The organism is Sphingomonas sp. F9_3S_D5_B_2, assembly GCF_054263715.1.
Map to the genome: position 1 here is coordinate 443,439 of NZ_JBSZFB010000001.1, position 12,982 is coordinate 456,420.

Annotated in this window: 13 protein-coding genes; all 13 read left to right on the plus strand. The window is 63.5% G+C overall.

Annotated elements, in window-relative coordinates; genetic code table 11:
* Positions 1-43: 43 nt before the first annotated feature.
* The 13 genes from ACUXST_RS02220 to ACUXST_RS02280 all read left to right on the plus strand — a co-directional run bounded on the left by ACUXST_RS02220 (position 44) and on the right by ACUXST_RS02280 (position 12,979).
* On the plus strand, positions 44-1,066 hold the full coding sequence (locus tag ACUXST_RS02220) for a M23 family metallopeptidase (RefSeq protein ID WP_458388315.1): 1,023 nt from the start codon (positions 44-46) through the stop codon (positions 1,064-1,066).
* Positions 1,067-1,163: 97 nt separating this feature from the next.
* Entirely contained in the window at positions 1,164-2,279 is a 1,116-nt protein-coding gene (locus tag ACUXST_RS02225) for a glycosyltransferase family 87 protein (protein ID WP_458388316.1), read from the plus strand.
* 120 nt (positions 2,280-2,399) lie between these two features.
* Complete coding sequence (locus ACUXST_RS02230) at positions 2,400-3,173, plus strand: DUF2569 domain-containing protein (protein ID WP_458388317.1); 774 nt, start codon at positions 2,400-2,402, stop codon at positions 3,171-3,173.
* A gap of 411 nt (positions 3,174-3,584) precedes the next feature.
* A complete protein-coding gene (locus ACUXST_RS02235) occupies positions 3,585-3,782 on the plus strand; it encodes a Flp family type IVb pilin (protein ID WP_458388318.1) in 198 nt (65 codons plus the stop codon).
* A 147-nt stretch (positions 3,783-3,929) separates the two neighbouring features.
* Entirely contained in the window at positions 3,930-4,886 is a 957-nt protein-coding gene (cpaB, locus tag ACUXST_RS02240) for a Flp pilus assembly protein CpaB (protein ID WP_458388319.1), read from the plus strand.
* Positions 4,886-6,397: a type II and III secretion system protein family protein gene (locus ACUXST_RS02245; RefSeq protein WP_458388320.1), complete on the plus strand. Its 1,512-nt coding sequence runs from the start codon at positions 4,886-4,888 to the stop codon at positions 6,395-6,397. The genes cpaB and ACUXST_RS02245 overlap by 1 nt, the downstream gene beginning before the upstream one ends.
* Entirely contained in the window at positions 6,387-6,674 is a 288-nt protein-coding gene (locus ACUXST_RS02250; RefSeq protein WP_458388321.1) for a hypothetical protein, read from the plus strand. Before ACUXST_RS02245 ends, ACUXST_RS02250 begins: the two co-directional genes overlap by 11 nt.
* Positions 6,675-6,686: 12 nt before the next feature.
* On the plus strand, positions 6,687-8,267 hold the full coding sequence (locus ACUXST_RS02255) for a pilus assembly protein TadG-related protein (protein WP_458388322.1): 1,581 nt from the start codon (positions 6,687-6,689) through the stop codon (positions 8,265-8,267).
* Positions 8,264-8,782: a TadE/TadG family type IV pilus assembly protein gene (locus tag ACUXST_RS02260; protein ID WP_458388323.1), complete on the plus strand. Its 519-nt coding sequence runs from the start codon at positions 8,264-8,266 to the stop codon at positions 8,780-8,782. The genes ACUXST_RS02255 and ACUXST_RS02260 overlap by 4 nt, the downstream gene beginning before the upstream one ends.
* On the plus strand, positions 8,779-9,372 hold the full coding sequence (locus ACUXST_RS02265) for a TadE/TadG family type IV pilus assembly protein (RefSeq protein ID WP_458388324.1): 594 nt from the start codon (positions 8,779-8,781) through the stop codon (positions 9,370-9,372). The genes ACUXST_RS02260 and ACUXST_RS02265 overlap by 4 nt, the downstream gene beginning before the upstream one ends.
* 10 nt (positions 9,373-9,382) lie before the next feature.
* Positions 9,383-10,585, plus strand: coding sequence for an AAA family ATPase (locus ACUXST_RS02270; protein ID WP_458388325.1), 1,203 nt, complete (start codon positions 9,383-9,385; stop codon positions 10,583-10,585).
* A 1-nt stretch (position 10,586) separates the two neighbouring features.
* On the plus strand, positions 10,587-11,978 hold the full coding sequence (locus ACUXST_RS02275; protein WP_458388326.1) for a CpaF family protein: 1,392 nt from the start codon (positions 10,587-10,589) through the stop codon (positions 11,976-11,978).
* Complete coding sequence (locus ACUXST_RS02280; protein WP_458388327.1) at positions 11,978-12,979, plus strand: type II secretion system F family protein; 1,002 nt, start codon at positions 11,978-11,980, stop codon at positions 12,977-12,979. Before ACUXST_RS02275 ends, ACUXST_RS02280 begins: the two co-directional genes overlap by 1 nt.
* Positions 12,980-12,982 lie beyond the last annotated feature (3 nt).

The following is a 12,982-nucleotide window of genomic DNA, read 5'->3' on the forward strand; positions in this document are numbered from 1 at the left end:
ACGGCACTGGAACCGAGCCGCGCCTATAGGGGGGCACACGGCCGTGAACGCAGTACCAATGCAGGACTTCGCAGCAGCGAAGCGCACCGACGCGCGCATTGCGTCTCCGCGCCGGCACGTCGTGGCCCTGGCGCTCGGCGGTGCCGCGTTGGCGATCCTGGTAATCAGCACGGCTGCAGCTCTGCCTTCGAGCAGCAGTCCGGAGCCGGTCTCTTCCCCAGTCATTCCGCAGCAGCCGCGCTATCTCGGCGCTGCCGCTGCTGCGCCGGTATCCCAGCAGCCAGCGACCGACGCCGACTCACAGCGCTTCACCGGCGTGGTCGGCGCCGACCTGACCCGCTCCCTCGAGAGTGCGGGAGTGCCGGCGGCGCAGGGCAGGGAATATGTGGCGGTGCTCGCGCGCGCCATCCGTCTGGCCGATGGGCTGAGCGTCGCCGATCGCTTCGACCTCGTCGTCGAAAAGCTGCCGCGCGGCGGGTTCGGCCGGCTGCTCTACGTCGGTCTCGACCGGGTTGCCCGCGCCGATGTCGAGCTGATGAAGTGGACCGACGGCAAGACCATGATCTGGGTCAACGGGGATGGCGTCGGCGGCTCCGGCGAGAGCGCCATGCGCCTGCCGGTGAATGGCAGGATCAGCTCGGGCTTCGGCGAGCGCTTCCACCCGATCCTCGGCTACGCCCGCTTTCACAAGGGCGTCGATGTTGCCGCGACATGGGGCGCGCCGATCGTCGCCGCCGCTGACGGCCGGGTCGTCTCGGCCGGATGGCGGGGCGGCTATGGACGTGCCGTCGAGATCGCGCACGCAAGTGGGCTTGAGACGCTTTACGGCCACATGAGCCGGATTGCCGCGGCACCCGGAGCGCTGGTGCGCCAGGGCGAGGTGATTGGCTATGTCGGGTCGAGCGGCCTGTCGACCGGCCCGCACGTCCACTTCGAAGTGCTCAAGGGCGGGCGCCCGGTGAACCCCGTCGGCGTGAAGCTCGCCGGCGGCCCCGGTGTGTTGCAGGGCGAGAAGCTGCACGCGTTCCAGGATCAGCTGCGACGGGTTTTGTCCGGTGGGGGTTGAGGGCCCGTCAGAAGCGTTCCTCGTGAGCAACTCGACGTGTGGCGAGGCTAAGCCGCCGTTCCTCTACTGGGCCCTTCTTTGGAGTCTCGGGTCGGTAATGGCGGTGGTCAGTTTGGGGGCTGACATCTTCACGCGCCACATCGGTAGGGTGCTTGGTCGCGACTTCAGCAACGAGTGGATCGCGGGACGCTTGGCGCTTCAGGGAAGCCCCTGGTGTGCTTTCGACGAGAACTGCTTCCGATTAGCGATGTATCGGCAACTAGACGTGCTGAACCTGCAGAATTTCAGCTACCCGCCGCATACGCTCTTCTTAGACACCCCATTCGCGCTAGCTCCTTACTACCTCGCTTTGGCACTTTGGACGGTATTTGGTTGCGCGGTTTTCTACTGCGCGGCGAAGCCGGCGCTTTCGGCCGGGTTTAGGCCTGTTTGGGTCCTCGTAACTCCTGCTGCCCTGCTGAACATCTGGAACGGGCATTACGGCTTCGTTCTCGGCGCCCTTTGGCTGCTTTTCTTCCGTAACCTCCGGAGGCGCCCTGTCACCTCGGGAGTGATGGCGGGCCTTCTCACGATCAAGCCGCACATGGGCCTGCTCATAGCGCTTGCGACCGTGACGCGGTGGAGGGCCTTGTTAGGAGCTGTAGTAACCACGGCGACGCTGGTTCTGGGCAGCGCGGCCGTGTTTGGTCCCGCGACCTGGTTCGATTTCTTTACCGCGACGACCGCGGCTCAAACCGATGTGCTCACAAGGACGACTGGCGATTTCTATTTCCGCATGATGCCCTCCGCTTACGTCGCATACGGGCACGGCATCGCTGGTCTCGCTGCACAAGTTGTGTTCGGCGCCAACGCCATGTTCCTGATCGCTCGATCACGTAAAGTGGATGCATTCACGTTCGCAACTGCAACGTTCCTGATCGTGCCATACGTTTTCAACTATGACATGACGGTAACGTGTTTGGGGATCGCACTTCTGCTCTGGACTCGATGGGTCGAGCTGAGCTTATTCGAACGGGCTGTCCTGTCGTTGGCATTCGTCTCGCCTGAGCTGACCTATTTCGCTCCCTGGGCAGTTCCGCCAGTCTTGCTTGCGGCCCTCTATGTGCAGACATCGAAGCTTGGTGGGACTCACACCAAGAGTGTGACTGCGGCCCAAGATGACCGCGATTGTCTGGCATCGTTCCAGGAGCGGCCGTCTACCGTCGCGCGCTAATACTCCGACCTGTGGCCATCCTGACTGTCTATTGACGGGAACTCGCAAACGCAGAGGGCATTTACCATATTGCAAGGGGTGGCGTTGTTAAGCTGACGGAAGTCAGGAGGAAGTCACTCAGTGCTAGAGCGGTACGGCCAAAGATTGCAGAACCGCTCTGCCGCCCTCGCGATCTCGCTCGATGCGCGTCTGGATCGCATCCTCAAGCTCTGGCTCATTCTCGCGGGCTTTATCGCAGCGGCCAGGATTGCATTCAGTCCGCACCCAGCTGGCGGTGCGCCGGTCACGACCTTCGCTTCCTACATGCTGGTCGTTGTCGCGCCGTTCGCATCGACGATGTTTGCGCTCCACTGGTTCAAGGATGGGCATTTGCAGCCGCAGCCGGCGACGCGGCTGGCACGTGTGGGGCGCTGGCGTTCAGTCACACCACGGGAGGCTGGTCGCCACCGCTATTTCGGCACGACGGGCCTGATGGTCTCCCTCATGGTGGGGATGATGCTGAACGTGCCGCTGCGCACTGCGGAATATTTCGCCGCCATGCCACCCATCCCGGCCGTGGCGCCGAGCTGGCTGTCGGCGCTGCACTTCGCGATGACGTTCGACGTCGTCGCGTTCGGCAGCCTCTACATGATCGCCTTCGTCGCGGCGCTTCGTCGCGTGCCGCTGTTCCCGCGACTGCTCGCCGCAATCTGGATCGGCGATTTGGCGATGCAGATGGTGACGGCCAAGCTGGTGGTTGCCGCGGGCCCCCTGCCGCCCGCGGTTGCGACGGCGCTCGAAGGCATGCTGACCGGTAACGTGAAGAAGGTGCTGATCAGCATCGGACTGTGGCTGCCCTACCTGCTGCTGTCGCGTCGCGTGAACGTAACGTACCGGCAGCGGGTGCCCGCCTGACGGGCCTCAATCTCGCGTTGCATCGCGATACTGATTCGCTTTTTCGTAGCAAAAGCGTAACAAAAACCGCCATTTAAACGCGGCGTATCCCGACCGCCGACCGTCCCGAAACGAGACGGTTCCCATAAATCGCCGCTTCGGAAGTCGCTGCCGGAGGCGAAGATCGGTCGTTTATCAATAGCTTAGCCGGATTTCTATCTAGAGTTGCATTAAGAAACTGTTAAACGCATATGGTTGACTCTGCGTTAACGAAACGGCAGCCCTAGTGACAGCTGAGCGTGCGGGGGCGCGGCAGCTGCCTGGTTGTTCGGTTCCAAGGGCAGCCGCCGGGGGGCGTAATCTTCCTTCTCCGACCAGCGAAGCGGGAGCTCGCGCCTGATGGCGTGGGATGTTTCTAAGGAAGGAATGACCATGAAGACTTTCATCAACATGCTGCGCGACGAGGCCGGTGCCTCGGCCGCTGAATACGCCCTGATCCTCGCAATTGTCGGCTCGGCCATCGCCATTGCCGCCATCGGTTTGGGCAATGCCGTCGCCGGCGCAATGAACAGCGCGGCCACTTGCGTTAGCTCGCGTGGTGCGGCCGCATACACCACCAACTGCGGCTAATCGTTGACGGGGGCCGCGGCTCAGGTCGCGGCCTCCGACTTCGCGCGTCTGTGCCTAAGCGGCGCAGGAGCGGGGGCGATCGTTGAGCGGGCGCTGACGCCCGCGCAAAATTCCAAGTTACACATCGCCGCGGGGGTGGCGCTTATGTTGACACGGCAATCGTGGATTGCGCTCGGGGTAGCGCTCGTTTTGGGGGTGCTCGCGGTCTACATCGCGAACGTCTATCTCAGCGGTAAAGAGCAGCAGTCGGCGATGAACGGGACGACCAAAGTCGCCGTTGCATCAGTCCCACTCGCCTATGGCACCGACATCACGGCCGACAAGGTCCGCTTTGTCGACTATCCCAACAGCAGCATCCCGCCCGGCGTGTTCGTCAACGCCGCGCAGCTTCTGCCGGCGGGCAAGCAGCGGGTCGCCCTGATGCCGATCGGCGTCAACGAGCCGATCCTCGCAACCAAGATTTCCGGCGTCGGCCAGGGCGCTTCGATCGCCGCGCTGCTGCCAGAGGGCATGCGCGCCGCGTCGGTGCGGATCAACGACGTGTCCGGAGTCGCCGGCTTTGTGCAGCCGAACGACAGCGTCGACGTGCTGATCACGCGGCAAGTCGCCAACGCCAACGGCAACCAGCAGCTGACCGACGTGCTTCTGCAGAACGTCCGCGTGATCGCGCTCGACCAGCAGGCCAAGAACGACGACGGCTCGCCCAAGGTGGCGCGGACCGCGACGCTCGAGGTCAATCCGCTCGACGCGCAGAAGCTTGCGCTGGCCCAGGAAGCGGGCTCGCTGAGCCTGGTGCTTCGCAAGCCGGGCGAACAGAACAATCCCGTTGTCGAGACGGTGAGCCTGAGCGACCTGCGCTACAATCTCTACGGCGGTGCGCGCTATCCGGCGCCTGCGGTGGTCGGCGGCTTCGGAAGCTCGGTGGCCGGGTCGATCGACCGCAGCGCCGCCCAGATCCGCGCCACCTCGCGGCCGCGCGTCACGGTGCGGCGGACCACGCCAACGCGCGTCGCTGCTGCCAAGCCGGCTCCAGCGGTCGAGAGCGGACGCAACGTCGAAGTTTACCGGGGGACGACCAGCAACAATTACCAGGTGGGGGGATGATGACCGCCAAGACTTTCAAGCGCGCGAGCGTTGTCGGGGTGGTCCTTGCGGCTGCACTCGCAGCCCAGCCCGCGACTGCCCAGGTCAGTGTCGCCGAAGGCGTTCACGCCGGGCAGCTCGAGGTGCCCGTCAACAAGAGCCAGGTGCTTCGCGCCGACCGGCCCTATTCCAAGGCGCTGATCGGCAATCCGGAAATCGCCGACGTCCTGCCGCTGAGCGACACGTCGGTGTATGTGCTCGGCAAGAAGGCGGGCACGACCAGCCTCACGCTCTACGACCGCGGCAACCGCCTGATCGCCGTCGTCGACGTGGTCGTCGGCCCGGACGTCATGACCCTGAAGCGCCAGCTTTCGGAACTCATGCCGGGCGACAACATCGGCGCACGCATCTCCAACGACTCCATCGTCCTCGAGGGCGTGGTCCCGAGCTCGGTCGACGCCGATCGCGCCGTCCAGCTCGCCGAGACCTACGCACCGGGCAAGGTCGTCAACCTGATGGCGATGGGATCATCGCAGCAGGTGATGCTCGAAGTCCGCTTCTCGGAAGTGAAGCGATCGGCGCTGAAGCAGCTCGGCTTCCGCTATGGCGGGGACAACGGCACCAACTTCGCCGGCGTGATCGGAGCCGGTTCGTCGTTGACCCCGGGTACCGGCGCAGACACGGGCCTGCCCTTCGGCAATGGCAAGCTCTCAGTCGGGTCGGTCATCGACACCGCCGCAGTGCTGACGCGCAAGTTCGGCATCGGAGGCCTCAACTTCTGGGCCGCATTCGACGCGCTCGAGCGCAAGGGCGACGTCAACACGCTCGCGGAGCCGACGCTGACCGCGCTGTCGGGCGAGTCCGCGAGCTTCCTCGCCGGCGGCGAATTCCCGGTTCCTGTCGTTCAGAACAGCGGCGGCGGCGGCAACAATAACAGCAACGGCGCCTTCACTGTCGAATGGAAGCCGTTCGGCGTCAGCCTTGCGTTCACTCCGACGGTGCTTGCCGACGGCGTCATCAACCTGGTCGTGGCACCGGAGGTCAGCTCGATCGACCCGTCAGCGTCGATCGTCATCAACAACCTGACAATACCGGGCCTGCAGACCCGCCGCGCCAAATCCGTCGTCGAATTGCGCGATGGCGAGAGTTTCGCGCTGGCCGGCCTGCTGCGGAAGGACTTTCAGGACACCATCCGCCAGGTGCCGCTGCTCGGCTCGCTGCCGATCATCGGCACGCTGTTCCGATCGACCGGCTTCCAACATGAGGAAACCGAGCTGGTCATTATCGTGACGCCGCGCCTGGTGCGGCCGGTTCGCGCCGGAACGCTGCAGGTGCCGACCGACCGCGTGAAGCCGCCGAACGAGGCGGACCTGCTCCTCAACGGGCGCCAGGACGCGGCGATGCCCCCGTCGGGAGTGGAAGTTTACGCTCCCCCGGCCGCTGCCGCGCCGCCGCCGCCCCCGCTCGCTCCGGGCGGCATGGCGCAAAAACAGCCCTCCGGTTTCGAGAAGGACTACGGACATGTCCTCTAAGCTTACGCTGCTCGCCGCTTCGATGCTGCTGATGTGCGGCTGCCGGACGGCCTACACCGCGCACATCGGCGAGGAAGATCCGGGCTTCGGCGAAGTCACCAAGTACGATGCTGCGGCGCAGATCATCAATCCGGACCCGGTCTATCCGCAAGGCGGGGCTCAGCCCGGCGACAACGGCGCCAAGGCCCAGGCAGCTCTCAAGCGCTACCGCACGGACGCGGTGAAGGCGATCGAGACGATGCAGACCACGGGCAGCAGCTCAGGTTCCTCGCGCTAAGGATGCTTGAACATGCGGCGCACGTTGAAACGCTTGTGGAAATCCGCTGACGGGGCGGTTGCGCCTACGGTTGCGCTTTCTCTCGTCGGACTGCTCGCGGCCGGCGGAATCGCATTCGACTACGCGCACATGGCTGCACTGGACACCGAGTTGCAGAATGCTGCCGATCAAGCTGCGCTTGCGGCGGCGAGTCAGCTCGACGGCTCAACGGACGCCTGCAAGCGTGCGGGCGCGGCAGCATCCAACCTGCTGGCGAACTCAACCTTGTTCGCGAACGACGGGGGAGCGCGTGGCATCACAGTCCCGAACGAGGCAGCTTGCGATGCAACGGGACAGATCCGCTTTTATCAGTCCTACAATCAAACGACGGACACACCGGGCGATGAGGCCAAGACCGATGCCGACGCCAAGGTCGTCATCGTCCAGGTTAATGGCCGGACTGCCTATTTCGCACTGACCCCCATCGTCGGAGCGCTCAGTTCCGGAACGCTGGACGCCGAGGCGGTCGCGAGCTTGTCCTCTGCAGTGTGCAAAGTGCCGCCGATGATGATCTGCATCCCAAGCACCAACACTGATTTTCCGACTTCGGCGGACGTCGGCAAAGGACTTCTACTGCAGCCGGGACCGAGCACAGGCGCGTGGGTTCCGGGCAATTATGGCTATCTTGACTTCGGGAACGGCGCGAGCGGCCTGAAGATCAATCTTGCCATCAATCAAGAGTCTGCCGGCTGCTATAACAACACCGATGGCATCGACACGGAACCTGGCAATAAGGCTTCGGTCAACGACTATCTTAACACCCGTTTCGACCTCTACGCGAACCCGCTCAAGAAGGGCGATTGTTCCACTGGCACGGGCGATTACTGCCCATCCCAAAACACCCGCAAGGATCTGGTCCGGACAGAGACTGTCGATGTCGATGGAACGTCGGGCACGGTGCCGCCGCGTCCAGCTTGCGGAGCAGCGGGCGCCAATGTTTCGGACTTCACACAGGGAGCGGATACGAAGGGGTTCCCGCGCGACAATTGCCACATCAATGGTACGTGCGGGAACTTCGGCGATGCAACGTGGGACAGGGCGGCGTATTTCGCATCTATCCATTCCTCCGACAACGTCTCGACAGTTGCGGCATCGCTTGGGAAGACGTCTGCTACCCTGTCGAGGTGGGACGTCTACAAGTGGGAACTGGCCGATAAGGCTAATCGGTTGAAGGCGATCCTGACGAATCCGACCGATGCTCCGTCGTTCAAGCCGAAAAACAAGAACAGCGCTAGCGGGACTTACACCTTCACGAACAAGTGCGCTTACCCCTATCCGGTGAACGGCACGGGCGTTGCTGCAAGCGCGACGCAGAAGGACCGCCGGGTCCTGACCATCGCCGCTGTCGATTGCACCGGCATGAACGGTAAGTCGGCCGCGCGGGTGAAACGCTTTGTTGACGTCTTCCTTGTCGAGCCGTCGCTTGGCCGCACGACTCCTTATGCGACCGGAAACACGCAAATCTACGGCGAGGTCATAGGCGCTGCCGCCAAGCCGAACGGAGAAAACGCATTCCAATATTACCTGCGGCAGCGGCCGCGGCTGCTTAAATGATGCGCACGCCGATCTATCGCGATCGGTCCGGTTCGGCGGCTGCGGAGATGGCGCTGGTGCTTCCGCTGCTGCTCGTCATCATGACGGGCTCGATCGAGCTTGGCAGTTACTTCTTGCGTGAGCACACGCTTGTAAAAGCTGTGCGGGACGGCGCGGCCTATGCGGCGCGGCGGAACATGAGCGCCTATGATTGCGTAAGCGGAACTCCGTCGATCTCCCAGTCGGTTAAGGACGATACGAAGACACTTGTCCGCACGGGGCAACTTAGTGGCGGATCGGACCAGCTTCCCAACTGGACAAGCCAGAACGCGAGCTTCTCAATGACCGTGAGCTGCGTCACTGCTGCCAATTCGGTCCCGATGACCGGTCTCTACAGTGGATCTCCGACCGGCAAGGTCCCGGTCGTCACAGTGACCGCCCAGCTGCCTTACAACCCTGTCGTCGGCAACTTCGGGTTCCACGCCGCCGGCTACTCCCTCTACTCTTCCGAACAAGTGGCGGTCACCGGGATATGATCGGGCGGCAGCTCCTCCAGGATACCAGTGGTGCTTCGGCCTTGGAGTTCGCGATGGTGCTTCCGCTGCTCATCATCCTGCTGTTTGGAATCATTGATGGGGGCCGGTTCGCCTGGGAGTACAACCGGGCCGAGAAGGCAACGCAGATGGGCGCGCGCTTCGCAATCGTAACCGATCCGATTGCCAGCGCCTTGAAGACGGAAACCTATGTCGCGGGGACGGTAAAAGCCGGTGACACGATACCTGCGACCGCACTTGGCAACCTTCGCTGCACGTCTGTGTCCTGCACGTGCGAAACTGCTCCCTGTCCGGCACTGACGCGCGATGCAACGGCGTTCACTAGTCTGGTGGGCCGTTTGCAGAAGATGGATCCAAATATCCAGGCAACGAACGTGCAGGTCGATTATCGTGGATCTGGTCTTGGCTTTGCCGGCGATCCTACCGGCATGGCCATGTCACCACTCGTCACGGTCTCCTTGAAGGGAATGCGGTTCTTCCCGGTGACGGGCTTCATGCTGACATCGATGGCGATGCCGGATTTCGCAACGACGCTGACTGCTGAAGACGGCGTCGGGTCAGACTCGAATTAGTGCACAGGAGATGAGCGTCATCACCCCTAACGAGACCGCTCGGACGTGGCAGACTAACAAGCGCGAGCTTGCCGTCCACCTGTATCTCAGCGGCGTTGAAGGTGACGCCGCCGGGCTCGTCGAAGCACGCGTCGCCGGCTTGCCGTTGCACCTCTACATCGCTCCTGTCACCGACTGGATCGATCCCGAGGACCTGTCTTCAGCCGCCGCCGCGGTGGTGCAGGTAGACCCGGACACGCCGGCATCGGTCAAACGCTTTCAGCGCCTCGCGCAGTCCACCGAGACGCCGCTGATCGCAGCTGCCTATGATCCGCCGCTTGCGCTGGTCCGGGCGCTCGTCCGGTCCGGTGCGCACGATGTCGTGCCGTTGCCGCTCAGTATCGAAGACCTCGAGACGTCCGTCGGGCCGTTGCGCGAGAACATCCGTGATACGGCGCAGGCGACCGATGCCCGCAAGGCCAAGCTGATCAGCGTTGTGAAGGGCCTCGGCGGGATCGGGGCGACGGCTTTGACGAGCCAGCTTGCGATCCGCTTTGCACAGAGTGAGGTGGCGTGCGGCCGGGAAGCCTGCCTGATCGACCTCGACGTGCAGTTTGGCGATGTTGCGTTCCAGCTTGGACTGCGCCCCAAGCTGTCGTTGCTCGACCTGCTCGAAGCCGGCACGCGCCTCGACGCGGACCTGCTGCGGGCAACCACGACCGAACATCCGAGCGGGCTGAAGGTCATCGCGGCGCCGCCGGAGATGATGCCGCTGGAGGGCATTTCGAGCGATCATCTGCTCGAGGTTGTCGACCTTGCCACCCGTGAGTTCGGGACTGTGTTCGTCGATCTTCCGTCCAACTGGACGAACTGGTCGCTGTCGCTGGTTGCGCGATCCAACCTCGTTCTTCTCGTCACCGAGCTGAGCGTTGCCGGCCTCCATCGCGCCAAGAAGCAGCTGCAACTGCTCGACTCCCAGGATCTCGGCGGACTGGACGTTCGCATCGTCGCCAACCGTTTCGACAAGAGCCAGAGCAGGAACATCCGCTCGACCGATGTTCGCCAGGCCCTCGGCCGCGACGTCGCCTTTACGATCTCGAACGATCCGGTGCTGATGCGTGCCGCGATCGATCGTGGTGTCCCGCTCGGGGAGCTCAAGCGCAAGAGCGCGCTGGGCAAAGACATCGATACGCTCAATGCCGGAGTAGCGGCAGCAGTCGGATTGGAACGGTAAGATGTGGCAAATTCACAAAACACGGCAGCAGCCGGACTCGGCCGACGAGGTCGAGCGCGTTGAGCCGCTAGCCGACCGGCGCCTCGTCAGGGTCGGGGATGCGGGTGCGTTTGCCAATCGCGACAAGCACACCGAACTCAAGGTGACGCTTCACCAGCGGCTGCTGGACGTCATCAATCTCCAGGCACTCGACCAGATTCCGCGCGAGCAGATCCAGGCCGAAGTCGGGGAGATCGTCGGCGAGGAATTGGCCAAGCAGAACCAGCCGCTCAACCACGCCGAGCGCAAGCAGCTTGTTGCCGACGTGCTCGACGAGCTTCTCGGCCTCGGGCCGCTCGAGCCGCTGCTGAAGGATCCGACGATCACGGACATCCTGGTCAACGGCCACGATTGCGTGTTCGTCGAGCGCTACGGCACTCTTGAGAGCAGCCCGGTGCGGTTCAAGGACGAGCGCCACCTGGTGCGCATCATCCAGAAGATCGTCTCCGCTGTCGGCCGCCGCATCGATGAATCATCGCCGATGGTGGACGCGAGGCTCGCAGACGGTAGCCGCGTAAACGCGGTGGTTCCGCCGCTGGCGCTGGACGGTTCGCTGCTGTCGATCCGCAAGTTCGCCAAGGTGCCGATCGGCATGGACCGCCTGGTCGAGATCGGGAGCATCCCCGCGGCCGTTGCCGAAGTGCTCAGGGCGATCGTCGCATCCCGCCGCAATGTGCTGATTTCCGGCGGTACGGGGTCGGGCAAGACGACGCTTCTGAACGCGATGTCGGCGGCCATCGACGGACGCGAGCGCATCGTGACCATCGAGGACTCGGCCGAGCTTCAGCTTCAGCAGGCGCACGTCGCGCGGCTGGAGACACGTCCGCCGAATATCGAAGGCAAGGGCGAGATCACCCAGCGCGAGCTCGTCAAGAATGCGCTGCGCATGCGGCCCGATCGCATCATCGTCGGCGAAGTTCGCGCCGGTGAAGCCTTCGACATGCTGCAGGCCATGAACACGGGCCACGACGGTTCGATGACGACGATTCACGCCAACACGCCGCGCGACGCTCTTTCACGCGTCGAGCAGATGATCGGCATGAGCGGCATCGACATCCCGATCCGCTCGTCGCGTGCTCAGGTCGCGTCGGCAATCAACGTCGTCGTCCAGGTTCAGCGCCTCGCCGACGGCCGGCGGCGCCTGATGAGCGTGTCCGAGATCACGGGCATGGAAGGCGAGGTGATCACCATGCAGGAGATCTTCCGCTTCCGTCAGACCGGCATGGCCGGTGACGGGCAGGTGCAGGGCCGCTTCGAGGCGACGGGCATCCGGCCGCGATTCCTCGACCAGGCAATTTCGCACGGCATATCCCTTTCGCCGGACCTGTTCCGGCCAGATGCGAAGTTCGACTGATGAGCCCGACCTGGATTAGAGCGATCATACTCGTCTGCATCTTCAGTGCAGTCGTACTTGCCGTCGAGGTGCTGGTGCGCTGGATCGCGAGCAATCGCGCCGGCGGGCGAGCCATCAACCTGCGGCTGCAGATGATCGGCCGCGGCCGTACGCACGGCGAGGCGATGAACCTGCTTCGCCGCTCGGAGTCCGCGATCCCAGCCGGCCTTCCGCCAATCATCGATCGCTGGGCGCGAAAGCTCGAGCGGACGCTGATGCAGGCGCAAGTCACGTTGGCGACGCCGCGGCTGATGCTGATCGTCGTCATTGCGCCATTGGCGGTGTTCTTCTTCCTGCTGCTGTTCATGGCCGGATCGCACATGGCGATCAGCTTCGGGCGCATCGTCATCTGCGCGGCTTTTGCTGCGGCGCTTGGCGGAGCTTTGCCGCTCACCGTCCTGAACTGGAAGGCGAACAAGAATCGCAAGAAGATCCAAGAGCAGTTCCCGATCGCGCTTGACGTGTTCGTGCGCGGCCTTCGAGCCGGCCATCCGATTGCAGCGGCGCTCGACCTGCTCACCGTCGAGATGCCCGATCCGATCGGATCGCAATTCGGGCTTGCCGTCGACGAAGTTACCTACGGCGCGGAGCTTCGGGACTCGCTGCAGGCGATGGCCGAGCGCTGGGACCTGGAAGACATGCGGATGTTCGTCGTCTCGTTGTCGGTGCAGAGCGAAACGGGAGGCAATCTCGCGGAAATTCTCGAGAATCTCTCGACCGTCATCCGCGAGCGTCAGTCGATGATGATGAAGGTGCGGGCGCTGTCCAGCGAGGGCCGGATGACCGGGCTGATGCTGACGGTGCTGCCGGTATTCACGTTCACCATGCTGTTCGTGTTCAACCCGAGGTTCTTCCTCGATGTCGCGAACGACCCGTGGTTCGTGCCGGGGTTCGCGTGCCTCTTCATCCTCTACCTCATTGGTTTCTTCTCCATCCGGAAGATGGTCGATCTGAAGGTCTGACGA